General features: G+C 60.2%; 19 protein-coding genes and 8 pseudogenes. 8 read left to right on the forward strand and 19 right to left on the reverse strand.

The window, feature by feature from the left end; all coding sequences use genetic code 11:
- Position 1: 1 nt before the first annotated feature.
- The 9 genes from PZL22_RS26865 to PZL22_RS26905 all read right to left on the reverse strand — a co-directional run bounded on the left by PZL22_RS26865 (position 2) and on the right by PZL22_RS26905 (position 9,677).
- A complete protein-coding gene (locus tag PZL22_RS26865) occupies positions 2-1,294 on the reverse strand; it encodes a hypothetical protein (RefSeq protein ID WP_088239350.1) in 1,293 nt (430 codons plus the stop codon).
- 43 nt (positions 1,295-1,337) lie between these two features.
- Positions 1,338-2,069, reverse strand: coding sequence for a histidine utilization transcriptional repressor HutC (gene hutC, locus PZL22_RS26870; protein WP_127701398.1), 732 nt, complete (start codon positions 2,067-2,069; stop codon positions 1,338-1,340).
- Between the two features lie 62 nt (positions 2,070-2,131).
- Entirely contained in the window at positions 2,132-3,145 is a 1,014-nt protein-coding gene (locus PZL22_RS26875; RefSeq protein ID WP_010967211.1) for a zinc-dependent alcohol dehydrogenase, read from the reverse strand.
- Between the two features lie 3 nt (positions 3,146-3,148).
- Entirely contained in the window at positions 3,149-4,519 is a 1,371-nt protein-coding gene (gene hisD / locus PZL22_RS26880) for a histidinol dehydrogenase (protein WP_010967210.1), read from the reverse strand.
- On the reverse strand, positions 4,516-5,316 hold the full coding sequence (locus tag PZL22_RS26885) for an ABC transporter permease (protein ID WP_010967209.1): 801 nt from the start codon (positions 5,314-5,316) through the stop codon (positions 4,516-4,518). The genes hisD and PZL22_RS26885 overlap by 4 nt, the downstream gene beginning before the upstream one ends.
- Positions 5,313-6,257, reverse strand: coding sequence for an ABC transporter permease (locus tag PZL22_RS26890; protein WP_003526864.1), 945 nt, complete (start codon positions 6,255-6,257; stop codon positions 5,313-5,315). The genes PZL22_RS26885 and PZL22_RS26890 overlap by 4 nt, the downstream gene beginning before the upstream one ends.
- A gap of 64 nt (positions 6,258-6,321) precedes the next feature.
- Entirely contained in the window at positions 6,322-7,437 is a 1,116-nt protein-coding gene (locus tag PZL22_RS26895) for an ABC transporter substrate-binding protein (RefSeq protein ID WP_010967208.1), read from the reverse strand.
- A gap of 33 nt (positions 7,438-7,470) precedes the next feature.
- Positions 7,471-8,604 carry an ABC transporter ATP-binding protein gene (locus tag PZL22_RS26900; RefSeq protein WP_127701948.1) on the reverse strand — a complete coding sequence of 378 codons (1,134 nt, stop codon included), beginning with the start codon at positions 8,602-8,604 and terminating at the stop codon, positions 7,471-7,473.
- A gap of 305 nt (positions 8,605-8,909) precedes the next feature.
- Positions 8,910-9,677 (reverse strand): SDR family NAD(P)-dependent oxidoreductase, encoded by a 768-nt coding sequence (locus tag PZL22_RS26905; protein ID WP_003526867.1) that lies wholly within the window; start codon positions 9,675-9,677, stop codon positions 8,910-8,912.
- A 129-nt stretch (positions 9,678-9,806) separates the two neighbouring features.
- On the opposite strand from PZL22_RS26905, the gene PZL22_RS26910 reads away from it, so the two are divergent.
- A complete protein-coding gene (locus tag PZL22_RS26910) occupies positions 9,807-10,919 on the forward strand; it encodes a histidinol-phosphate transaminase (RefSeq protein WP_003526868.1) in 1,113 nt (370 codons plus the stop codon).
- 314 nt (positions 10,920-11,233) lie between these two features.
- Here PZL22_RS26910 and PZL22_RS26915 read toward each other — a convergent pair.
- The 3 pseudogenes from PZL22_RS26915 to PZL22_RS26925 form a co-directional block, all read right to left on the reverse strand.
- Positions 11,234-11,677 (reverse strand): annotated as a pseudogene (locus PZL22_RS26915) (GTP-binding protein); the annotation flags it as partial.
- Positions 11,670-12,421, reverse strand: a pseudogene (gene cysD, locus PZL22_RS26920) (sulfate adenylyltransferase subunit CysD); the annotation flags it as partial. The pseudogenes cysD and PZL22_RS26915, both read right to left, overlap by 8 nt.
- 40 nt (positions 12,422-12,461) lie before the next feature.
- Positions 12,462-12,688: pseudogene (locus PZL22_RS26925) on the reverse strand (IS5/IS1182 family transposase); the annotation flags it as partial.
- Between the two features lie 209 nt (positions 12,689-12,897).
- Between PZL22_RS26925 and PZL22_RS26930 the strand changes: the two are divergent.
- The 3 genes from PZL22_RS26930 (at position 12,898) to PZL22_RS26940 (ending at position 16,768) form a co-directional block, all read left to right on the forward strand.
- On the forward strand, positions 12,898-13,785 hold the full coding sequence (locus PZL22_RS26930; protein ID WP_127701844.1) for a hypothetical protein: 888 nt from the start codon (positions 12,898-12,900) through the stop codon (positions 13,783-13,785).
- Positions 13,786-14,410: 625 nt separating this feature from the next.
- Positions 14,411-16,102, forward strand: coding sequence for a type IV secretion system ATPase VirD4 (gene virD4 / locus PZL22_RS26935; protein WP_127701843.1), 1,692 nt, complete (start codon positions 14,411-14,413; stop codon positions 16,100-16,102).
- A 279-nt stretch (positions 16,103-16,381) separates the two neighbouring features.
- Positions 16,382-16,768 (forward strand): transposase, encoded by a 387-nt coding sequence (locus PZL22_RS26940; RefSeq protein ID WP_164843211.1) that lies wholly within the window; start codon positions 16,382-16,384, stop codon positions 16,766-16,768.
- Between the two features lie 190 nt (positions 16,769-16,958).
- On the opposite strand, the gene PZL22_RS26945 is transcribed toward PZL22_RS26940, so the two are convergent.
- From PZL22_RS26945 to tnpA, 6 genes and pseudogenes are all read right to left on the reverse strand, one after another.
- Positions 16,959-17,966 carry a tyrosine-type recombinase/integrase gene (locus tag PZL22_RS26945; RefSeq protein WP_127701842.1) on the reverse strand — a complete coding sequence of 336 codons (1,008 nt, stop codon included), beginning with the start codon at positions 17,964-17,966 and terminating at the stop codon, positions 16,959-16,961.
- Positions 17,963-18,139, reverse strand: coding sequence for a site-specific integrase (locus PZL22_RS26950; RefSeq protein WP_284718784.1), 177 nt, complete (start codon positions 18,137-18,139; stop codon positions 17,963-17,965). The genes PZL22_RS26945 and PZL22_RS26950 overlap by 4 nt, the downstream gene beginning before the upstream one ends.
- Positions 18,140-18,185: 46 nt before the next feature.
- Positions 18,186-18,488 (reverse strand): tyrosine-type recombinase/integrase, encoded by a 303-nt coding sequence (locus tag PZL22_RS26955; protein WP_284718785.1) that lies wholly within the window; start codon positions 18,486-18,488, stop codon positions 18,186-18,188.
- The gene (locus PZL22_RS26960) at positions 18,476-18,889 is read right to left on the reverse strand and encodes a site-specific integrase (protein WP_284718786.1); all 414 of its coding nucleotides are present in this window, start codon (positions 18,887-18,889) and stop codon (positions 18,476-18,478) included. The genes PZL22_RS26955 and PZL22_RS26960 overlap by 13 nt, the downstream gene beginning before the upstream one ends.
- On the reverse strand, positions 18,886-20,355 hold the full coding sequence (locus tag PZL22_RS26965) for a site-specific integrase (protein ID WP_346842788.1): 1,470 nt from the start codon (positions 20,353-20,355) through the stop codon (positions 18,886-18,888). The genes PZL22_RS26960 and PZL22_RS26965 overlap by 4 nt, the downstream gene beginning before the upstream one ends.
- Before the next feature lie 29 nt (positions 20,356-20,384).
- Positions 20,385-20,856, reverse strand: a pseudogene (gene tnpA, locus PZL22_RS26970) (IS66-like element accessory protein TnpA).
- 76 nt (positions 20,857-20,932) lie between these two features.
- Here tnpA and PZL22_RS31475 point away from each other — a divergent pair.
- Positions 20,933-21,233 (forward strand): annotated as a pseudogene (locus PZL22_RS31475) (type IV secretory system conjugative DNA transfer family protein); the annotation flags it as partial.
- A gap of 96 nt (positions 21,234-21,329) precedes the next feature.
- A pseudogene (locus PZL22_RS26975) lies at positions 21,330-22,103 on the forward strand (IS256-like element ISRm5 family transposase); the annotation flags it as partial.
- Between the two features lie 15 nt (positions 22,104-22,118).
- Here PZL22_RS26975 and PZL22_RS26980 read toward each other — a convergent pair.
- Positions 22,119-23,516, reverse strand: coding sequence for an IS1182 family transposase (locus PZL22_RS26980; protein WP_017263436.1), 1,398 nt, complete (start codon positions 23,514-23,516; stop codon positions 22,119-22,121).
- Positions 23,517-23,584: 68 nt separating this feature from the next.
- Here PZL22_RS26980 and PZL22_RS26985 point away from each other — a divergent pair.
- A pseudogene (locus PZL22_RS26985) lies at positions 23,585-24,028 on the forward strand (transposase); the annotation flags it as partial.
- Positions 24,029-24,086: 58 nt separating this feature from the next.
- Positions 24,087-24,349, forward strand: a pseudogene (locus PZL22_RS26990) (hypothetical protein); the annotation flags it as partial.
- Between the last annotated feature and the right edge of the window lie 253 nt (positions 24,350-24,602).

A 24,602-nucleotide genomic window follows, 5' to 3' on the forward strand; every position in this document is an offset into this window, starting at 1 on the left:
GTCAGCCGTTGTCTGGATCGATTGTGTCGATGAAGCGGGAAATTAAATCGTCTCCCGCAACCGGCTCGCTTCCGGCCATCACCGCGACGGAGAAGCCTATCAGGGAGGAAATCGCGTTATGGGTCGTTGCGCCAGCCCGCAGGTTCATCACCAGCGTTGGGCAGAGGAAAAGGCCAAGCCGGATGACCCGGCGCCAGTCGGCCGGAAGCATGCCCCGCGCCTTCAGTTCGCTAAGCAGCGGACGCCAAAGTGCCTCTGCCTTTACGTCGAGAAGCGCCCGCCTGACAGGACTCGGCGCGAAATCGGTGGTAACGCGGAGCAGAGCGCCATCAAGCACTGCGCTTGCCTTGTAGCGCCCGGCCGCCATGGCGGGATCGTAGAGCCACAGCGGATGGGCAAGGATGTTGTGGAAGGTCGTCTTCACCTCGGCGAGCAATGCAGGAATGTTCTCGCCGGCAAAGGCGGGATCGAAGAAGGACAAGTGTGCCCCGCCATCGCGCTCCTCGTACCAGACATTCGCATTGTGGGCGTCGCCATGCGCGACCACTCCCCCGGCATCCGCCAGCCGCGCGGGGTTCAGCCGCTCATGCGCGGCATCGAACAGGGCGCCGATACTGTCGCTGTATTCGATGCCGTTCACCACAAACCGGCAGCGCGAGAGCGTCTCCCAATCGAGTGTCAGGTTGGGAAAGGCAAAGTCCTTGCCGACATAGAAGCTTGCCATGCGCCCGCCCGGATAGCTTGCTGCCGAACGGTCTACGAGCCTTTCGTAAAACAGACGGTGGATCGGCTCGGCCGCAACCTCCCTCGCACCCACCGTATGCAGTGTGGCAAGATAGACCTTCAGCACGGCTTCGCTCAGCCGGCGTTCGGCCTCAACCGCCCTTCCCCTCGCCGCGGCATCGTCCTTCAAGTCCAATGCCCTCAGCACATCTGAAAAACGCGGATCGGTGCGTCGGCGATAGACGAGTATCTGTTCGCCAGGAAGCACCGACATCAGCAATGGCTGGTCCACCGGCAGGCCGGCGCGCGCCAGGATGTCGGCGCGATAATATTCGCCGCTCATGGCCTCTTCTCCCTCTTCCTGGTGGAACTTGAAGAAGAAGGCGCCGTCCTCCGTCTCGAAGAAGCCATTGAGCGAATTGAGGCTGTACTGGTCGTGATTGATCGCGACGTTCCTTGCCTCGATCCTGAAGAGATCACGCAGCAGCTCGGCCAGCAACTGTTCCGCCTTGCCGTCTCCGGTTTTGGCGACCTTTCTTATTTCCGCGGTGCGGCTCGTGGGCTGGCTCATGGCGTTCTTTCCGGATGGGTCTTTCAGGGCATAGGAACGGCGGTCACTTGCCGCCGTGCAGATAGCGGCTGCCGAGCGAGTAGCGGCTGCCGACATAGGTGAAGGTATTGACGGTTGCGACGACCGGCCCTGTCCAGGTCTTGCGGTGCAGGATCAGGCAGCAGTCACCAGGGCGAACGTTCAGCAGGCGAGCCTGTTCAGCATTGGCCGGCAGAGCGCTGATGAGGTGCTCCACCTCGGTCAACGGCGTGGCATTCTGAAGGTAGTCATAGGTGGCGACTGCGGCAAAGTCCTGGTCGATATAGCCGGAAACGAGATTGGGATTGACGTAGCGCTCCTCGAGCTGAACCGGCAGGTCGTTCTCGAAATGAATGACGACGGAATGATCGACGGGCTTCACCGTCTCGAACTCGAAGGCGAGCAGAAGCTCCGGTTCCGGTCGCGCGATCCGCTCGAGCACGACCACCTCGGCCCGGTGCCGGCTACCGCGCGTCTTGATCTCGGTAATGATGTTGCTGATCTCGATCAGCGTCGACCGGGGCCTGGGCGGCGCAACGAAGGTGCCCACCCCCTGAATGCGGCGCAGATGCCCCTCGGAGGTGAGTTCCCGCAGCGCCCGGTGAACGGTCATGCGCGAGGCACCGAGTGCCGAAACGAGTTCGTTCTCCGAGGGAAGCCGGCTGTTGCGCGCCCATTTGCCGCTGCCGATGTTACCGAGGACGAAGTCCTTTACCTTCTCGTAGAGGGGCGATGCGGAATCTGAAAGCGTATTCATGGTTCACTGCCTCCACCGCCGCCAAATCGGGCCGGCATTCGGAATGACATGACGGATCCGGTTCAGCCCGCCACCTCGATGATCGTCTTGAGCGCATTGCTCTCGCCTCGCAGCAGCCTTTCATAAGCTTCCGGCACATCGTCGAGCGTCGGCAGCACCTCAATGAAACGTTGCAGCGCCGGCGCCAGATCGGCGAGCAATTCGATGGCCTCGGGCAACTCGCCCGCAAACGCATGGCAGCCGACGAGCGAAATCTCCCGCTCGACCAGAATGTTCGGGTCCAGATCGAGCTTACCGTGTCCGATGCCGACGAGCGCCAGCGCTCCGCCGCCAGACAGAATGTCGAGCGCCCTCGCGATCGCCTGGATACTGCCGGTCGCATCCAGCGCATGGCGCAGTCTTGTGCCGGGCAACGCTTCCTCGATCGCCGCCCCGTCGAGTGCAACTACCACACCGCCGGTCACCTCGGCGACAAGGGCGGCCTTGTCGGCGTTCAAATCGGTCAGCAGCAACGGACCCTGATGTAACCGGGAGAGCAGAAGGGCGCTTAACCCGCCGATCGTGCCGCAGCCCATGACGAGAACCGGCGCGCCGTCAGGCACGGCGAGCCGACGCACGGCGTGCAACGCCACAGCCAGCGGTTCGGCCATGGCGGCCACATGCGGGGAAAGCTTGGGATCGTGGCGGAAGACCAGTCGCGACGGCAGTTGCACCGCCTCGGCAAAGCCGCCGTCGCAGACCTCGCCCAAGAAGCCCAAAGTCTCGCAGACATTGCTGCGGCCGCTCGCGCAGGCCGGGCAGGTGCCACACCACATCCGTGAATCCGCAGAGACGACGTCTCCCCGCACGAGGTGGCTGACGCCCTCTCCGATTGCAGTCACGCGACCGCAGAATTCATGGCCTGCCGTCGAGGGCCGTCGCGAGATCCATTGGCCGGTACGGTAGTTGTGAAGGTCAGAACCGCAGATGCCGGCGGCCCTCACTTCAAGGTTGACGAAACCCGGCGGCGGCGCGGCCAATTCGGCCACCTCCTCCACGCGCAAGTCCCTGATGTCGTAGAGCCGCACCGCCTTCATGGTTCAGGCGCCCTTCTTCAGATAGGCGTCGCGCACCGGCGATACGGCAAGCGCATGCGAGGAAAAGCCCTCGTAGATCGCCAGATTGTGGGAATGCCTGGCGAATTCCGGATAGGCCGGTGCCGTGACATAGCCGATCGAACTGCGTTTGACGAAATCGGTGACCGACAGCGGGCCGAAGGTGCGGGCCCAGCGGCTGGTTGGCAATACGGCGTTGGGCCCGAGCGAGAAATTGGCGATGCTGACCGGAGTATGGGTGCCCATCAGGATTTCGGAAGCTTCGGTGATGTGGCCCAGATGAATGAAGGGCTGTTCCGACAGGAGCTCCAGATGCTCCGGCGCATAGGCGTTGACAAACTCGTAGCTTTCCTCAATCGACGAAGTGAGGACGATGCCCCCCGTCTTTCCGCTCAGCACGGTCTTTGAGAAGGCGGTGCGCTGTTCGGTCATCCTCGCCCAGTGTTCTGGCAGGGCTGCGAGCGCCTCCTCGGCGACGCGGCCGCTGTGGGTAACGAGGTAAGCGGAAGAATCCGGGCCATGTTCGGCCTCGATCAGCAGGTCGAGCGCGGCAAGGCCACCATGGACCGTGTCGTCGGCGAGGATCATCACCTCGGACGGACCAGCGGGAAGCCCGGTATCGATGACGCCGGAGAGCGAGCGCTTGGCGGCGACCACCCAAGGGCTGCCGGGACCGACGATCTTCAGCGCCGGCTTGACCGTTTCGGTGCCATAGGCGACAGCAGCAACGGCCTGCGCGCCGCCCGCCTTGTAGACGGTTTCAACGCCGGCGAGACGTGCAGCAACCAGCGTCGCGGCATCGACCGAACCGTCCGGCGCCGGCGGCGTGACAATGGCCAGGTTCGGGACGCCTGCAACCACGGCCGGGACCGATGTCATCATAGTCACCGACGGGAAGGAGCCCTTGCCCCGTGGGACGTAGAGCGCGACCGACTGAATGGGCGTGAAGCGGTCTCCGGCAAAAGCGCCGGGGCGGATCTCCTTCAGCCACATGGCTTCTGGCTTCTGCTCCTCATGGAATTTGCGGATGTTGTCGATGCCGAATTGAACGGACTCGAGGACACTTGCATCAACCAGCTTGAAGGCCGCATCGAACTCTGCCGCCGTAACCTTGAGATTGGCTTCCGTTACATCGGCCTTGTCGAGTTCGCGGCCGAAGCGTGCCAGTGCCTTGTCGCCCTCGGTGCGGACCGCTTCGAGGATCGGCGCGACCTTTTCGATGAAGCCCGATATGTCGGTTTCCGAACGGCGCAGCAAGGCGGCCTTCTCTTCGGCGTTCAGCTTCGAATATTCGTAGAAAGACACTGATGTCATCGTCTTGTCCTTGTATCTGGCCAGTTGGGGCCGAAGGGTCATTTCGATTTCAGGAAGATATCCAGACCGACCAGGCGGTCGAGCAGCGCGATCGCGAGACCGGCGCAGGCGATGAACACGACCGAGATCGCGGCCAGGTCCGGCGTGATGATCGAGCGGATGGAATTGTAGATCTGGACCGGCAGCGTCACGCTTCGGGCGTCGACCAGCAGCAGGCTGACCAGAAACTCGTTGAGCGCCAGAATGAACATCAGCAGCGATCCCGTGATCACGCCCGGCAGGACCGCCGGCAGCGTGATGTAGAGGAAGCGTTGCAGCGGCGGGGCTCCGCAATTGGCCGCCGCCAGCTCCAGATCGGGCGACAGATTGCTGGCACTCGCCGTCACAGCCCAAATCATGAAGGGCAGGTTGATGACAGCGCAGGCGATCCCGACCGGCCACAATTTTCCCAGAACGCCCATATTGCCGAGTACCAGCATCATGCCGATGCCGGAACCGATCAGCGGAATGGTGAACGGCAACAAGAGATAGATCTGGATCGAACGGGCAAACCGCACCCGATACTTGGCCAATGCGATGCCGGCGAGCGTGCCGACCGGGATCGAGACCAGGGTGCATATCGTGGCAACGATCAGCGAACGAACAAAAGCTTGCCTGAGGTCACTTGCCTGGGCGATCGCCCCGTACCATTTCAGCGACAGGCCGTCCGGCGGGAAGGTGATGATGTTGCCGGCGGTGAAGGAGGCTCCGAGCACCACGACCGTGGGCGCGGACAGCATCAAAAGTGCAGTCGTGACGAAGGCCCACAGGACGAAGGATTTGCTTTTGCTGCCCGTCATTTGCGGTCTCCCGTCATGGCGAGCGTACCTGCACCGAACAGCATGAAGACGACGCCGACGAGCATGGACCCGACCGCAACGAGCATCAGCGACAGCGTGGCACCCATGCCCTGGTCGGAGGTGCGGAAGAACTGGTCGTATATCGCGTTGGCGATAAAATCCTGCGTGCCGCCGCCGAGGATGGCGGGAATGGCGAAGTCGGTGAGCGACAGCGTCAATACCACCAAACCGGCACCCACCAGCCCCGGCCGGGAGAGCGGCAGAACGATGTGGCGGAATGTCCGGGTCCAGCCCGCGCCGAGCGAGGCGGCAGCGGCCTCGAGTTCGCTCGGGATAGCGGTCAGAGCCGGTGCGAGCATCAGCACCGCGAAAGGCAGCATGTACTGGACGAGGCCGAACAGTACCGCCGGGTAGTTGTAGAGCAGACGTATCGGCGGCACGCCGACGAGACCGAGCGCCTCGTTGACCATGCCCTGGTTGCCGAGAATGATGAGCCAGCCATAGGCGCGCACCACCTGCCCGATGAAGAAGGGCAGGAAAAGCGCAACCAGCAGAAATTTGCGAAGGGCGGACGACGGCGTACGCACCATGAGGTAGGCATATGGAAAAGCGAGCAGCAGGGTGATCACCGTCACGATCACCGAACCGACAAGGCTGCGGCCGGCAACGGTCGCGAAGAAGCTTTCGGTCAGAACACGCTGATAATTGGCGAGCGTGTAGCTCTCCGACATCAGGAAGGTATTGGTGTCGAGCGTTCTCAGGCTCGTGTCGCCGATCTGGACGAGACCGAGCACCAAAAGGCCCACAAGCACGAGCGCAGGCATCAGCATGAGATAGGGCAGGCCCCGCTGGAAGCTCGATGGCCAGACGATGGCCGCAAGGCGTTCGAGGACATCCATGACGCGCCACGTCAGGGGATATGCAGCACGGGGAGCGCGCATGGCAACGATCCTGTTTCACGAGAGAAGGCTGCCCGCCGCAAGGGTGCGGCGGGCAGATAAGGCATCAGCCCTGCATGATTTCCTTGAACTTGGCGAACCACTGGCTCTCGTTCTCGACCTGTACCTTGGCCGAGATACGGATCAGCTGCTTGAAGTCCTCCTCCGTTGTTGGATAGGAGGGATCGCCCACGAGATCGGCGGGCGGCGTGATGCCGGGGATGACGCCGGGCAAGCCGAGACCGTCCAGCCAGATCTGCTGCGCTTCCTTGGTCAGGGCGTGGTTGATATATTGCTTGGCCCAGTAAAGCTCGTTCTCGGGCAGACCCTTCGGTATCCAAAGGCCGTCGGTGTCGAACTTGGCGCCTTCCTCCGGCACGACCCAGGCGATCTCGATGCCGTTCTTCTTGGCTTCGCGCGCATTGGTCGAGATGGTGCAGGCGGCGTCGATCTCGCCCTTCTGGAACCAGGTGGTAAAATCCGGGTCCTCGCCGAGCAGCGGCTGTTGCTCCTTGATCTTGGAGATGAAATCCCAGGCCGGCTGCATGTTGGCGGGAATGTCCTCGAGTTTACCGCCGCCGGCGACTTGTGCGGGGAAGTGGAAGCCGATCCCGTCGTTATACAATGCGATCCGGCCCTTGAGCTTGGGGTCGAGCAGATCCTTCCAGGATTTTGGCGCGCCGTTCGGGAAGGCCGACGGGCGATAAGCGAGGACGTAGACATAACCGTAGGTGTTGACGATCGGATAGCCGTCGAGGCCGACCGGCTTTGCAAGATCCGTGGCGTTCTTGAGGTTCGGCAGGTCGGACAGGTCTTCGGTCACGCCGCGCAAAGCGGACTTGGTGGCGTTCGTCGTCGTATCCCAGTTGATGTGGATCGGCGGGACGCGCTTCTGGGCAACGGCGGCCCAGACCTTCGGCTGGATCTCGTTGTCCTCGGTCAGGTCGTGACGGACGGCAATCCCGGTCATCTTGGTAAAGCTGTCGGACACGCCAGCCTTGAGCGCATCGACCCAGCTGCCGCCCCAGGCGCGAACGATGATCTCGGCCGGCTTTTCCGGCTCCTGGGCAAAGGCGCGGCTGACGCCGAGGGTCGAAAGACCCGCCGAAGCGCCGGCCGCGGCCATGGACGCAAGCAGCGTCCGGCGGCCGATCTGCGCGGACAGGAACTTTTCATGCGACATTACAGGTTCTCCTCTGGCTGGACCTTCTGGGGGTCACTTTTGAAAGACATGCATATCCCTTGCATTCCAGCCGAGACGAACCTCGTCGCCCGGACCGAACTGCAAGTGGGATTCCGGATCGTGATCGAAGACGCGCATCAGCACGCCTGCCAGATCCGGAACCCGGATCTCGTAAACGACTCGATCGCCTTCGAAAATGCAATCGACCACTTGGCCGTCGACCAGCGTTTCCAACTCATCGAGCCGCCCGCCCATGGGCGCAATGCGTATTTGTTCCGCACGAAGCGCTCCGCTGCAGGATAGACCTGGCGCGAGAGCGGCATCGGCAGCGATGCCGACGAGACGTACACCGTTCGTTTCAAACACGGCCTGCGTCGAAGTAAGTTCGACGATCCTTCCTTCGAGAAAATTGGTCACGCCGATGAAGTTGGCAACGAAGGCATTCGACGGCGCGCGATAGGCATCGACCGGCCGGGCCTTTTGCTGGATGGCTCCGCCATTCATGATGATGATCTCGTCGGAAACCACCAGCGCCTCTCGCTGATCGTGGGTGACGTTGATCGTGGTGACGCCGAGCTCTTTCTGGATGCGGCGGAACTCGAGCTGCATCTCCTCGCGCAGCTTGCGATCCAGCGCGGCAAGCGGTTCGTCGAGCAGCAGCAGATCGGGCTCGAACACCAGCGCCCTGGCGATGGCGACACGCTGCTGCTGGCCGCCCGACAACTCATTGATCCGTCGGTCTCCGTAGCCGCCAAGGCGCACGAGATCGAGATAGCGCTCGACCTTTTGCGGGATCGTGCGCGCGTCATGGCGGCGCATCTTGAGCGGAAAGGCGACGTTTTCGGCCGCCGTCATATGCGGAAAAAGCGCGAGCTTCTGAAATACCATACCGATGGCGCGCTTGTGCGGCGGCACGGCACTGACCGGCCGCCCATTGATGAAGATCTCACCGTGGGTCGGCCGGTCGAAACCGGCGATCATGCGCAGCAGTGTCGTCTTACCGGATCCGGACGGGCCGAGAATGGTCAGGAACCGCCCCTTCGGGAGGTCGAATGAGGCATTCCTAACAGCGTGAACATCGCCGAAAGCCATGCCGACGTCCTTGACGGAAACAGCGATCGGATTGACGGATCCGGTCGGACGGAGACCAGCAGCAACAACGCCCATAAGATTCCCCTGTCTTGCTCCAACCGATGAGACCGCGGCGAAGCTTTATTCTATTCGACCCGGCGGGAAGGCACTCCACCAGCCTTTACGCCTAGTTGTCTATACATATTAGTACAAGTAACGTCAACCGGAATTGCGCATTTTTTGCGCTGCAATTCTATATGCCAATTATTTGTGCACGTGCGAAAGGAAGGCGCAAAGCCGCTGACAGTTTGGCAGCGGCGGACAGAATGACAAGCAGTCAAGACGGGTCCGTCGTACGGTTTGCACCCCACACGGAGCACTCATGCAAGTTCGCGCACGGATCAGATCGAGGCGAGGTAGCCGCCGTCGGCAGGAATACAATGCCCCGTGATATAGGCAGCCGCATCGCTGCAGAGGAAAACCGCGACACCGCCGATGTCGCTTTCCTTGCCAAAGCGCCGCTGAGGGATTTTTTCCAGCATGCGGGATTGCCAGTCCTCGTCCTCGTAGAAGCCCTCAGTCATGGCAGTGCGGAAATAGCCGGGAGCAATGGCGTTCACCCGGATGTTGTGCGCTGCCCACTCGGTTGCCAGGGCACGCGTCACGCCGAGTAGGCCGGATTTCGAGGCGCCGTAGGGTACCGCCGTCGGAATGCCGACGTAGGATGTCAGGGAACAGAGATTGACGATCGCTCCGCCGTTTGCGTCCGCCATGATCCGGCCCGCCGCCTGGGCACAGAAGAAGGCGCCCTTCAGATTGGTCGAGACAATCGTTTCCCAGAGCGCCTCGTCTACATCGAAGGAAGGCCGGACATTCTCGAACCCGGCATTGTTGACCAGGATGTCGAGACCGCCCAAACCCTCAGCCGCTGCTCTCGTGACGCTTGCGCAGGCTTCGACGTCGCGGACATCCTGGGCAAGCGCCACCGCGCGCCTGCCGGTCTTTTCGATCAGTGCCCGGGTCTCGGCCAAACCCTCTACCGTTCGCGCGGTCACGGCCACGTGCGCACCGGCCTCGGCCAAAGCGAGGGCGATAGACTGCCCTATGCCGCGGCTTGCTCCCGTAACAAGAGCGCGGCGGCCGGAAAGGTCGAAGATCGGGCTGGTCATGACGGCTCCTGTTCTGGTTCCCCACCGGGATGACATCATTAACTCAACAACATGTCTATACATATATACAGATCATGAATCCCGGCTTATGAATAGCACATGGCAATGGCACCCCATGGAGACGGTAAAATGGCAATCCCTGCAAGGCCCATACGGGAAGAAATCCGCTCGATCGCCCCCTATAATGCCGGACTGACGCTCGAGGAGGTGCGAGCGAAGTACCATGTCGGCGAAGTTGCCAAGCTCGGCTCCAACGAGAACCCTCTCGGTCCCTCGCCCGCCCTGCGCCGGCTCTTTCCCGACATCGGCGAACTAGCCCGGCTTTATCCCGATCCGCAGGGCCGCGCGCTCTGCGCCCGGCTGGCTGCCAGCTTCGATGTCGAGAACAATCAGGTTATCCTCGGCAACGGCTCGGAAGATCTGATCGCCGTCATTTGCCGCTCCGTCGTGCGCGCGGGCGACACTGTGGTGACGCTCTATCCATCCTTCCCCTTGCATGAAGATTATACGACTCTGATGGGCGGAAAGGTCGATCGCGTCACCGTCACCCCCGACCTCTCCGTCGACATGGACGCACTTCTCGCCGCGATTGCCCGCAAGCCGCGTATGCTGATGTTCTCGAACCCGATGAACCCCGTCGGCTCATGGCTGACACCGCTCCAACTGGCAAAGGTTGTCGCCGCGCTCGATCCGGAAACGCTCATCGTGGTCGACGAGGCTTATGCGGAATATGCAGCCGGCGACGACTATCCAAGTGCGGCCGAAGTGCTGAAGGTGACGGGCTTGAACTGGGTCGTGCTACGCACTTTCTCCAAAGCCTACGGACTGGCCGGCCTGCGTATTGGCTATGGTATTGTCAGCGACGGCAGCCTTTGCGATTTTTTCAATCGTGCGCGCACTCCGTTCAACACCAATGCGATCGCGCAAGTATCCGCCCTCGCCGCCTTTGATGATACCGATCACCTAAACCGTTCCGTCGAGCTTGCTCTTGTCGAACGCGAACGGATGAAGAAAGAGCTCGCGACGATGGGCTACCGGATTGCACCATCGAAATGCAATTTCCTGTTTTTCGACGCACGCACAGAAGCGACCCCGGTGGCCGAAGCACTGCTCCGGCGAGGCGTCATCGTCAAACCCTGGAAACAACCCCGATTCGAGACGTATATTCGCGTCAGCATCGGCTCGCCTGTGGAAAACGACCACTTCATCCATGCGTTGAAGGAGGTCGAGGCTGCCGGATGAGGCAGGCGTGAACCGGACTGGTTAGGCATTTGATGGGGTCGAACCTGAAGCGTTTGGGCTCGTTTGTCCAGAACTCGCAGATGTATTCCGTAGTGGGTGAGCCCCTTGAGCGGCTTCAGACTAATGTCAAGCCGCCGCAACGACCGCTGTTGTCGCGAAGGTAAGCAGGAATAGACGGCACGCGCAAAACCGTTCTCACACACAACTGAGTCGTTAATGCAGCAGCGGCGGAAGATTGCCACCCATTGTGACGATCGACATCGTCGGGATCACAGTCGTAATAGCAACGGGACTTGCCGCAAAGGCAGTCCAGGGGTCAAAAGCCCCTTGCGGGCGTCGACCAGCAGCAGCGCCACGTCGGCGTTGGAGGCGCCGGTCGCCATGTTGCGGGTGTATTGCTCGTGGCCGGGCGTATCGGCGACGATGAAATTTCGCCGGTCGGTGGAAAAGAAGCGATAGGCCACGTCGATGGTGATGCCCTGCTCGCGCTCGGCGACGAGACCGTCGACCAGCAGCGAGAAATCGATGCCCTCCTCGCCCACATGCCTGTTGCGGCTGTCCTTTTTCAGCGACGCCAACTGGTCGTCGAGGATCATCTGGCTGTCATAGAGCAGTCGGCCGATGAGCGTCGACTTACCATCGTCCACCGAGCCGCAGGTCAGGAAGCGCAGCAGCGATTTGCCGGTCTGCCGGGCGAGCCAGAGGTCGATATCGGTATCGGCGGAAGGAGCGGGGCGGCCGCGCTGCTCATCAGAAATACCCCTCCTGCTTCTTCTTTTCCATGGAGCCGGCCTGATCGCCGTCGATCAGACGCCCTTCGCGCTCGGAGGTCCGGCTGCCCTGTATCTCCATAATGATCTCGGGGAGCGTGGCGGCATTGGAGCGGATGGCGCCGGTCAGCGGGTAGCAGCCAAGCGTCCTGAAGCGCACGATCTGCTCGGTGGGCGTCTCTCCTTCATCGAGGCGGAAGCGGTCGTCATCGACCATGATCAGCGTGCCCGAGCGCTCGACCACCGGGCGCGGGCGGGCGAAATAGAGTGGCACGATGGGGATGTCCTCGGCATAGATATAGGTCCAGATGTCGAGCTCGGTCCAGTTGGAGAGCGGGTACACCCGCATGCTCTCGCCGGGCGCCAGACGTGTGTTGAACAAGCGCCAGAGTTCGGGGCGCTGGTTCTTGGGGCCCCAGGCGTGATGGGCGTTGCGGTGGGAAAAGATGCGCTCCTTGGCGCGGCTCCTTTCCTCGTCGCGCCGCGCCCCACCAATGGCGGCATCATACCCATCGGACGAAAGCGCCTGGCGCAGGGCTTGGGTTTCATGATGTCGGTATAGGCCGACCCGTGGTCGAAGGGGTTGATCCCCTGGGCCACGCCATCGGCATTGGTGTGAACGCGAAGTTCGAACCGGTACTCCTCTGCCATCCGGTTACGGAAGCGGATCATCTGGGAAAATTTCCAGGTGGTATCGATGTGGAGCAGTGGGAACGGAATCGAGAACGGATAGATGACCGCCTCTCTCAGTGAATTTGCAGAACCTTCAGCACACTACCCCCAGCGTCAAGGCGGTCTCGATGGCTAGATCGGAACAACGAGGCTGGCCACCACCCGTCGTTCGGCGTGGAGCAAGCCACATGGCAAGCGCCTCCGGTGTCAGCCACAGGTCAAGCTGCCACGTCGCCGTAACCCCGCCGCATATTCCGGCCAGTTCGTCACCTTGAATTTCATCCTTCCGATGCGATGGCGGCGGGCGGCGTTATGTTTGAAAGGCATCAAGGTCACAGATCGGTCATTGAGGTTGCCGATCGCCTACACCACGACCGCTAAACGATCCGTGCACCACGCGGCTCAATATCAGTCGCCGGGTGATCCACGCAACAACGCCCCTCTGCGCGATTACAACCGTAACACGACATCGTTTTGCGAGATCAAGCTTCGGTGCTAACCTCATAGGCTAGAGAAACGACTTTGGAGGCCGGGCAATGGATCGCGATAACAAACGGACACGCGCAAATGCAAGTTCATCCGGCGACGTAGGGAGGGCCGAGGAACGCCGCAACCTCCTTAATCTTCCAACGGGACCACTTGCCAATGCTGCAGAACGGTTGGTAACTTCTAACCCGCGCGATACAGCACGCAATCTTGGGACCTTCAAATCCCTCGAGAAGCAAGCGCTACGTGCGGCTCGGGACGCTGCACCGGGGGAAGAAACTGAGCTCACGACGTTTGAAAGGCGCAACAATCAGCTCGGACGATCAGCGATCGAGCTGGTCGACAAGTTGACGGACGGATTGGGGTTCGGCTCGGATGATGTAGCATTGCTCAAAGTCGGAGCGGCCGCTAATCTAGCCCACTATCTAGGATCAGAGAAGCAAACTGCTCTTGTTAATCGCATTAGCAACATGGGGCCAATGGAGCAAGCTGTTGGAGTTCTGCTTGTGGCGGAAAACTTCAGTAAATTCAATGACCACAATAAATCTCGCATCTTTGAGCAGGTCATTGAATTGGCCGCTGATCCCTATCAGGACCGCACGGTCAGGTCGGTCGCACAAACTGCTATCTTCGCCACGTATCACCACTTAGACGCAAATCAAAAGGAACAAGCCCACTCGCTTCCCGACATCCGTAACACATTGCAGCACATGCCGTCGCCGCGGCATGTAGCAGAGGAACGGACTGCAAATTTAGACGAGCACATAAGAAAAATCGAGGCTTCAGTCCATGACACGGTAGGCCCGCAAACGTCGAATGAACAGCTGCGGCGGGCGGGTGAAGTCGGGCAGTCCATAAGCCACGCTTACAATCACGCCCGAGAGGACCTGATCGCTTCCTCCAGAAGCAGAGATCGCGCTGATGGCAGGGGCCGTTGAGGACTTTGATAATGGCACATTAGCGCTTTCTACCCGTTGCCGTCCTCGGCCTAGCCGGCATCCAATTACAAGGTTGACAAACGTACTTATGTTTTCTTCGGTTCGCAGCTGTAAATCCACGTTTCAGGGGGTGAACTGCCCCCGCTCTCGACCGGACATTCAGCATAGGCAGGAAGGCTAAAGCATGTGCTTGGGGATCAGCTTGTGTCTAACGAGTATCGACAGCTTGCCCTTAAACCTTTTAATCTAGCTGTTGTCCGTCGGCTTTTATGGCCGGCCAGTTGTAAAAGGTGAGTCTAACTCCGCCCGCCCATTTGACCTTCCGAAAACTTTGAAGCTTTCAGGGAATTCTACTCTTCTTCCCGCGAGGATCACAAGTGGAAAATTCCACTTCCGTATGACCTGATTCAGTGGGGCAATTGACCCGCCAACCCCGAGTTACTGTGTTGTCTTGATCAGGATTTCTCCGCGGCTTAACCATTAAGTCCATCGCTGGATGTTCCCCATCTTGCGCAGGTCTGGGATCACCGCTTTCTGCGGCGCCGACGCTGTCGGCGGCAATCTCGCGTGTTCAACCCGTGAGGAGCGCAGTATTTTACTGAGAGTCGAACGATGCGATGGACCGATGATTTCAAGCAAAACTAGGCCCTTAAGCATAGCTGGGAGCATCATGTGTTCCCTGGCAGTAGGTTTTTGTGGGGCAAGCGCCTACTCAACGTTCCGTTTTGGTTTTGATGGAAGGGCTTTAATGACATTTGACATCCTCGCTTTTTGGTATGAGACGCCTTTCTATCTGGGATACACAACTCTCTTCTTCTATAGGGGTTTGGCTGTCGTCGTATTAACGTCGGGAGCCATTCTGTTCGTTCAGCAGATGGTATCCGTGCGCGATCGGCAACATCACGGTACTGCACGCTGGGCTCGCGTGGATGAAATGCGGCGCGCGGGTTATCTTCAGCGGTACAGTCGCATCAGTGGACCGGTGTTCGGAAAGACGAGCGGGCCTTTTTGGTCTGACTACTACCTGACTAATAGCGAGCAGCCTCACAGCCTCATCGTTGCGCCGACCCGCGCGGGGAAAGGCGTCGGCATTGTCATTCCAACGCTACTAACGTACGAGGGCTCAGTGATAGCCCTCGACGTTAAGGGCGAGCTCTTTGACCTCACTTCTAGGGCTCGCAAAGCGCGGGGCGATAGCGTGTTCAAATTGGCACCGCTAGACCCCGAGCGGCGGACGAATTGCTATAATCCTCTATTGGATATCGTAGCATTGCCGTCAGAGCGGCAGTTCACCGAAGCGCGTCGTTTGGCGGCAAACCTCATTGCGACCAAGGGACAGAGCGCGGAAGGTTTCATCAACGGCGCACGAGATCTTTTTGTCGCCGGTATTCTTGCCTGCATCGAGCGCGGTACGCCAACCATCGGGGCCGTCTACGACCTCTTTGCTCAGCCAGGGGAGAAATATAGCCTTTTTGCGCGTCTTGCGCAGGAGACCCAGAATAAGGAGGCTCAGCGGATCTTCGATGAAATGGCGAGTAATGATACAAAGATTCTGACCTCCTACACTTCTGTGCTCGGTGATGGCGGGCTGAACTTATGGGCCGACCCGCTGATTAAAGCGGCGACAAGCCGATCGGACTTCTCAATCTACGACCTGCGACGTCGCAGGACATGCATTTATCTTTGCGTCAGCCCAAACGATCTTGAGGTGGTCGCGCCTCTGATGCGCCTGCTCTTCCAGCAGGTCGTTTCAATTCTGCAACGCTCGCTGCCCGGCAAGGACGAGAAGCACGAGGTGCTATTCCTGCTCGATGAATTTAAGCATCTTGGTAAGCTCGAGGCGATTGAGACTGCAATCACCACGATTGCGGGCTACAAGGGCCGTTTTATGTTCATTATCCAAAGTCTCTCGGCACTGACCGGAACATACGAAGAATCTGGAAAGCAAAATTTCCTCAGCAATACTGGTGTTCAGGTCTTTATGGCAACAGCTGACGATGAGACACCGGTTTATATTTCGAAAGCCATCGGTGAATATACCTTTCAAGCACGGTCCACTTCCTATACCCAAAGCCTTACATTCGATCGCAATATTCAGAACTCAGATCAAGGAGCACCTTTATTAAGGCCAGAACAGGTGCGTCTACTGCCCGACAAGTACCAGATCGTTCTCATTAAGGGTCAGCCACCATTGCAACTACGAAAGGTACGATATTATTCGGATCGCGCACTGAAGCGCATCTTTGATAGCCAGACGGGCAGGCTTCCGGAGCCAGCACCCCTGATGATTGCAGACGAGAGATTTAGCCACGTCTAGCTTTAAGGATTTTTGACCAGCCATACTCCGCAAACCGCGATTCATGGGCAGCTAAGCGCTTCGTCCTTTTCCGCAAGATGCTGCAGAATGATCGCAATATTCCAATATTCATCCAACAAGATCGCCGCCTCGAGCCTCGAGCCAATGCAATAGCTTTTGCCCTTGTGGCGGCTGTACGATCGTACGATCAGCGACCAAGAAGGTAAGCGCGTAGGGACCCCCACGTATCAATTGACGCGCTGATCGAGGATTTTCTGCATGAGTCATGCGGAGAATCCTATGAGCGACAGTGTGAATCAGCCACGAACATTCGAGGTTTTGACGGCGGCGCCGGTGCGGGCGCAGCGCAAGCCGCGAGACTGGCCGAACGAGGAGAAGGAGCGCCTGATTGCCGAGACGTTGTTGCCCGGAGCCAATGTCTCTGCGATCGCGCGCGCTGAGGGATTGGATCCCTCGCAGCTTTACGGGTGGCGTCGCAAGGCACTGTCATCGGGGTTGGTTGCGCCCCTGACGGAAACCGCGAAGAAGGAGGTCAAGTTCGCGCGCGTTGAGCCGGTGGCAAGCTCTGCGGTCGAAATCGTCCTCGGTGATGTCGTGGTGCGCGTCGGCGGCGATATCGAGTCGGATCACCTGGTGAAGATACTCCGAGCGGTCCGCAAGGCATGATCGCGTCCGGCGTTGTCGTTTACGTGTCGTGCCAGCCGGTCGACTTCCGAAAAGGTGCGGCATCCTTAATGGCTCTGGTCAGAGATGGCGGTCTCGACCCGTTCTTATGCGTCGAGCGAGATTATGTGGCGGAGCCCGTCTCGGCGCCAGCCGAGGCCCGCCAAATCTGGAATTCTCCGCCACATAATATTCAGATGCTGTTCAGCAGTTGCAGAACGGCGTCATTTGGTCGGAAACGCACGCCGAGATCGCCGGAGACTCCAGCCTTCTCGAGTCCTTTGCGCATCATTTCGACATCCGCGGCGGCATAGCGGTGGGTCGTGGCGACCTGTGCGTGCCCGAGCCAGGCTTGGATCGTCAAAAGGTCCACGCCCGACTGGAGAAGCTTCATGGCAAGTGAGTGTCGGAAGATGTGCGGCGATATGGGCTTTTGGGCCAAGGTCGGCCTGATGGTTACGGCCTGGGCCACCCCACGCCGCACGATATGGGTTGCTCCGAAACGCGTCAGGCGCTCGTTGCGGGCGCCAATGAATATCGGCCGCGGCTCATGGTTCGCGATACCGTGCTCGGCCAACAAGGCTGTCAGTGCTCTCGCCAGATCCTGGGGGATGGGGATGACGCGGTCTCTGCGGCCTTTGCCGCGCAGCAGCACTTGCGGGTGCGACCTTTCCAACTGGAGGTCGTTTGCGTTGACGCCGGTGGCTTCGGAGACCCGCGCGCCGGTCCGTGCCAGGAACAATAGAAACGTGCGGTTACGCCGACCACGGGACGTCCTTGGATTGGGCGCCGCAATGAGGGCATCCACTTCGGCCTCGGTGAGATGATGCGTCACCTCGATGTGCGCCCGTTTTACGGGAATCGTCAGCACGCGTTGGGCGACACCGAAGGACGCCGGATCGGCGGCTGCGGCATGGTGGAAGAAGGATCGGATCGCCGCCAGGCGGGCGTTGCGCGTGGCGATGGTGTTGTTCCGCTTCTCCTCGAGTTCGTCGAGAAAGGCGAGAACGAGGTCTCGATCGAGCTCCTCGAGCGCCAACGCCGCCGGCTTCTTCCGCAATCTGGTGGCGGCAAAGAGGATCAGCATCCGCAGGGCGTCGCGATAGCTGGCCACGGTCGCGGGAGTGGCGTTTCGTTGTTTGGTCAAGCGCCGGCGAAAGTAGGACTCCAAGAGCGGCGCCAGGAGCAGGTGTTCACTCATGCTGCGCCTCCATCGAGGAAGGCGCGCTCCGCCGCCATGGCGAGAAGACCCACCGAGCCAGTGAGGTAGTAGGCTGTGTCGCTGTAACTGGCGTGGCCGAGATAGGTGGCGAGCAACGGGAGCAGCGCCTGGACGTTGGCGCGCTGCTGGTGCCAAAGGCTCAGGCGGGTCACGGCAAACCGGTGCCTCAGATCGTGCGGCCGCAACGGCTTGCCGTCATCAAGCGAACTTGCGGACCTCAGCAAAACCGTTTTTTAGGCCGGTCGCAGAGAGGCGGTTGCCACGGGAGCTCAGAAAGAAGGCCTGGTCCTTAGGCTGAGGAAAAGCTGTATCGCGCTCACGCACGTAGTGGCGAAGGGCAGCCTGGGTCGTCGTGTGAACTGGAACGAGACGGTCCTTGCGGAACTTCGTCTTCCGAACGAGGAGAACCCCGTTGGTCAGATCGACGTCGGTACGATCAAGCCTGACCACTTCGCCCGATCGCAGTCCCGAGCTTGCCAACAATCCGATCAGCGTCGCCATCGTGCGCCCCTGAGGGGGATGTCTGGCGAAATGCGGGCGCATGCGTCGATGAGCGACGCCAACTCTGACTCGCTGAGGATCCGCGGAGGCGGAATCGCCCTGGACCTGGGGAATACTCTGCGCTCCAAGGTCTCGGTTTGGGCGTCATAGACGGCGAGATACTCGTAGAATCGGCTGAGCACGCCGTGACGAGTGGCGCGGCTGTTGGCGGCACCGCCGAACGACAGGACGAAGTCCAGCGCCATCGTCCGGGTAGCGGGCGCATCGAGCTGAGCGCGTTCAACATAGCGGACGAAAGCTCGCAACGTGCCGGCTTGCTTGCTGAAAGAGTAGCCGAGCGACTGGCGCAGTTCGATGTAACGCTCAGCCTTCTCGCCGAGGAATCGGGCAAAGACGGTCATGCCACGCCTCCCGGAAAGGGGAGTGCGACCTCGGCGAGCTGCGAGGCCGCAACCTTCACGTACAGCGCCGTTGTGTTGATGCTCCGGTGGCCAAGAAGATCGGCGACCTCGTTGATCGGCCTTCGCTGCCCGACAAGCTGGGTAGCAAGGCTGTGGCGCAGGAGATGCGCACCTGCGACCCGCCCGAGTTCGACCCCGCCATGCCGCAACCGCTTCCGCACGATCCTTGAAACAGGCGCCGCACACTTGAACGGTCCCACCGGCGGCGTGAACGACAGGAACAGATACGGACTATCCACCCTCGGTCGAGCGCGCAGGATGTAATCGGCGAGTGCGGCGCCGGTCTCCTCGAGGAGTGGCACCACCCGATCACGCTTGCCTTTGGTCCGCCGGACAAAAACCTCGCCAGTATGCCAGTCGATATCGCGAAGCCGAATGGCGCGTAACTCGCCGTTGCGAATGCCCGTGGTGGCGAGCAGCAGCAGGACGGCTCGATCGCGGATGCCGACCGGCGTCGTTGCGCCGATTGCATCGATCGCGTGCCGAACGTCATCCCATGCAAGGCGCGGCGGCAAATGCGCCAAACGCCAAGAGGGCGTCCTTGGGACGATGCGGGCGAGATCTTGGTGATGGCGACCAGCCCAATATAAAAACCGAAGAAATGTTCGAATGTGAGAAGTCGCTGCCGTGCGGCTGCCGGAGGTTGTCGATAGCGACAGCCGATACTCGACAGCAGCAAGGACCTGCTTAGCCGTCAACGCCTCGATGTCCTGGCCGGGATGGTGATGGCGGCACCAATCCAGAAAGCGGCGGCCGCCCAGAAGAACGCCTTCGCGGGACTTCGGCTCCAGGCCCCGTACCCTGCGCAGATAGTCCGAAAAGGAGGCCAGAAGCGGAGCATCCGGATCATCCTCTTCACTTGGAACGGAAATAATGAACCGCTCCGGAGCCACTCGCCGTGCGTGTCCTAGCGCCGACATAGCTCCAATGCGCGGCGTATCCGTAGGAAACGTGCGCAAATAGCTATCGACGACATCTTGATGGATCGGCATCGGACCGCAGCGTGTCCCGGCAAACCGGCTGAAGCGCGCAATTCGGCTCAGATAAATCTTGGCCGACGCTCGTTTGTAACCGAGCGTGAAAAAATGCTCGGCGAGGCGATCCATCTCGCCACCCAGCACACCACTACGCAGGCGCTTGAGCACCCCACGATACAAGAAATAGAACTCGAGCATATTACCCCTCCGGAATAGCGGCGCGGGGGGATCCCGCACCCTTCCGAGAGGTAGGAAATAATATGTGGCGGAGAATTCCAGATTTTGGCAGGCCTCGGCTGGCGCCGAGACGGGCTCCGCCACATAATCTCGCTCGACGCATAAATAAGGATCAGCCGCAAGCGCTGACGCCACCAATGCCACCAGACCATTCATGCCGCGCCGGAAGTCGACAGGCTGCGTCGCCACCATGATCTTTACGCCACTCGGCGAAAGACCGATCACCGGCGACCTCGCAACGCCGCTACTACCGCTTGCGCCAACTCGGGCGCCACCGAGCCGATCACGGTCAGGCGCGCGCCGGGCAATCTCAATCTCAATTCGACCGGAGGCACCGGAAGCGATATCCGACGACGCGCTCTGGTGAAGCGTTCGTTCTCCAACCACTGTCACCGGCACGAACATCGCCTGCTGTGCGCAGGCTTGCTCGGATCGTCGAGAGGTCAGCCCGGCTTCGCGGCGCCAGACAGTCAGCAGCCCGCGATTGACGCCCCAGCGCCGGGCAACAGCCGAGATGTTCACTCCGGGTTCAGCGCTCTCCGCAAGGATCCGCGCCTTCTCCTCGTCGGTCCAATTCCGCCGCTGGCGTCGCCCGGTGATCAGCTCGATCCGCCGGTAGGCTCCATCATGCCTAGCTTCATCCATGGCTTCATCCATGACTCCAAGCATGGCACCAGCGCGATCTCCAACCATCCCGTTCCACTCCTGTCGATGACGGAGCTTATCTCGCGGTCTCAATCAGCAAAGGAAAGGTGGGCTGTTCGTAGCGCTCACGGAGAACAAGATGGTCCTGCTCATCGAAGGACAACGGCCGATCTTCGGTGAAAAGCTCCGGTTCTTCCAAACGCAGCCCTTCAAATCAGCCGAGGCGTATTCCCAGGCCAACATACCGCAAGTGCCGGAAGTCGATTATTTCCCGCCGAAGGCCGTGCCGGCGACAACCCCGCAATATGCCAACGGGGGGAGAACCGTTCGAAATTCCCTCGCCGGCGCCAGCGAAAGAGGAGAAGCCTTTGGCGGCCGCCGCGGCGGAGGCAGCACCGCTCAAGGCAGCCACTGCAGCAGAAGAGGGTAGTGTGCTGAAGGTTCTGCAAATTCACTGAGAGAGGCGGTCATGGCAGGCTGGTGATGTTGACGTCACCTGATTCCCTGGAAGGAACGCCACCATGACCAAGACTGAAGGTAAGACAGCCAGCGCCGCCGTCAAAGACATTTTGCTTTCGAACCCCGATGGGCTGCGCGAGGTGATCCGCACGGTGATGCAGGAGGTGCTGGAAGCGGAGATGGACGAGGCGCTGGGAGCTGCGAAAGGCGAGCGCACGCCGGAGCGGCTCGGCTACCGTTCGGGCCACTATGGCCGCACGCTGATCACGCGGGTGGGCAAGCTCGAGCTGCGGGTGCCGCAGGATCGCTCGGGGCACTTCTCCACCGAATTGTTCGAACGCTATCAGCGCTCCGAGCGGGCGCTGGTGGCAACCTTGGCGGAGATGTATGTGCAAGGGGTGTCGACGCGGAAGGTCAAGGCGATCACCGAGGAGCTGTGCGGCCATGCCTTCTCGGCGTCATCGATCTCGGCGATCAACAAGCGGCTGGACGAGAGCCTGAAGGCCTTTGCCGAGCGCTCGCTTGAAGAGCCGTTTGCCTACCTGATCCTCGATGCCCGTTATGAGAAGGTGCGCGAGGCCGGTGTGGTGATGAGCCAGGCGGTGTTGATCGCTGTCGGCATCGACTGGGACGGACGGCGGCAGATCCTGTCGGTCGAGATGGCCGGCCGTGAAAGCCGTTGCGCCTGGAAGGACTTCCTCGTCAGGCTGAAAGGGCGCGGTTTGAAGGGCGTCGAACTGGTGGTCTCCGACGACCATGCCGGTCTCGTCGCGGCAATTGGCGAGGTGATCCCGGAAGCTGCCTGGCAGCGCTGTTACGTGGGGCTGTTGAAGAACCAATCGTCGGCGGAGCTATGCGGAAGCCACCGACAAGCCGATTCCAAAAACTTTCCTTTGCCTGAAGGGATGTCGGGCTGAACTGGTAGCTTCTTGGCTGTACACGAACAGCAAAATTGACAGAGAAGCACTCGCCAGTCGTTTCAAGTTGACTGCCGCGGCCGTCAGATACGCTTGGATTTTCATATTTATGAGGCCGCGCCGGATCGCTCTCGATAGCCCGTGCCAAGTCTTCGCTTCGCCGTGATATCCCTCAGAGCGCCAGCGGTGACGCTGGTACAAAGCTCGGTCCTCGTCCGACCATCGTTCTCTTCGGCGACGAGCTCGCAGGAGTGCCGGATAGTCATCGCCGAGCACTACCGCCTTGTTCACACGGCCATTGGAAAGGCAAAGTCGCGCCAGATCGCAGTGCCGACAGTCGGCCGCGCGAGATGTAAAGAAGCGCCCATGTTTAACGGCACGGCCCGCCTTCAGCATCTTGCCGCGCGGACATTTAAGGGTGTCGTGCTTGGCGTCATAACGAAAGCGGCGCATAGGCACAGGGCTACGAATTGGCTCTGCCTTTGCCGGAATAACGGCTTCGATCGCGCGTTGCTCCATACCTGCGAACACCTTAGCGTACGCATAGCCGGCGTCGGCCGTTGCCGTTTTGATTGTCGTGCCGGTCATCGCGGCGACCGCGTCGAGACGACCGAGTATGACTTGTCCCTCATTGATCTCGCCTGTGGTGACCTCCACATCTAAAATTACGCCGCAAGCATCATCCACCACGGCATGTTGCTTGTAGGCCGGCTCCAGTCTCCGATTACGCCCGTTGGTTGCCATGGACGCATCAGGGTCGGTGACGCAGACTTTCTTGTATTTGCCTGTTTTGCGGCTTTTTCGTTCGCTCTCAGCGGCTTCATTGGCGTCGGTGACCGCATCTATGTGGCGGACCGCAAGACTTTCCCAGCTGACGTCGGCCCGGATGAGTGAGGCGTCGACATGAACGACCTCACCCTTCGCGACTTTGGCCGCTACGCAGACCTTTACCGTCCGCTCAAAGATAGTTCGGAAACGTTCTGCACCCCAGCGCTGACGGATACGCGTCAACGACGAATGGTCCGGGAGAACTTCGTGCAGACCGAAGCCGATAAACCAGCGAATAGCGATGTTTACCTGAGCCTCGCGCATCAGCCGACGGTCATGGACAATTCCGAGAAGAAAGCCTGCAAGCATCAGCCGGACTGCTACTTCCGGGTCGATGCCGGGTCGGCCGAAGCCCGCCGCATAAAGCTCAGCCACCTCTTCGTGTAGCCAGGAGAGGTCAAGAACTCGATCGACTTTGACCAATATGTGATCGTCCGGGACCAGATCCCGAAGCGAGCCGCACATGTATAGTTCCAGCTGATCGCGTTCCTTACGGCCGAGCATCGTGGAAGCTCCAGAGAATCAACGACTACTCAATTGAATCAGATACATAGCACTTCTTCAACAGCCCCTACGTGCATTTCCTCAGGAACGCCCTCGATCACCTGCCGCGCAAACATGGCGACGATTGCCTGCAGGAGCTTCGATGGCTCTATGATCGCCGCGACCTTGATGAGGCGAAGGCCGATCTCGCCGCGTGGCTGGGAAAATGGTCGGTCCGCTATCCGCGCCTGACCTCCTGGGTTGAGGAAACCATCGAGCAGACGCTGACCTTCTTTCGTCTGCCGCGCCAGCATCACAAGCACCTCAAGAGCACCAACATGCTGGAACGCCTCAACGAGGAAATCCGCCGCAGAACCTACGTCGTGCGCATCTTTCCCAATACCGAGAGCTGCCTACGCCTCGTCCGCGCGCTCGCCGTCGAAACCCACGAAAACTGGATGGAGGCCAATCGCTACATCAACATGGACGACCTGCGAGAGCACAAGAAACTCGCACTCCGTCAAGCCGCATGACCAGCACGCATGACCGCCCAATTTTGCAGAACTTGACGCACACAACCCAGAAGAGAAACCTGCAGCACCTGCCAAACGCACAGTCAATAAAAAGGCGCTGCGCCGAAGCCTACGGAAGCATCTGCAAGCCTCGATGCGATGGAAGCCCGGATAAAGGCCATCGAGGAAGGCCTCAAACCAAAGGCCGCACAACTCAAGGAAGTGGTCGAGAAAAAGGCTGAGAAGCTTGGCGACAAGTCTCCGTCCAAGCGCCGCAACATCATCGATATCTTCAGCGCGACCGTGCCTGATCCCGTCGAAGCTGGCGTGGCGGCCGATTAGTTTGCGAAGCGCGCTTCTGACCGCAGGACACATGGGATCCGGAAAGATCGACCCTTAGTGCCGGTCAACTCGACGAGCTCGACGAGCGGTTCGAGCGGATGTGTCGGAAGACCCCCCTGGCGCTCGAGAAGGTGATAGCTCAGGTGCGCCAGCAGACGCGCCGCTTAGGCACTTGCAGGTTCGGTCCAACGTTTAGAAGCCGCCTAACAGAACAAGCCCCTCAGCCTCTCCACAACCCTTACGCGACCCTTCT

The organism is Ensifer meliloti, from assembly GCF_030064585.1.
GTDB classification, from domain to species: domain Bacteria; phylum Pseudomonadota; class Alphaproteobacteria; order Rhizobiales; family Rhizobiaceae; genus Sinorhizobium; species Sinorhizobium meliloti.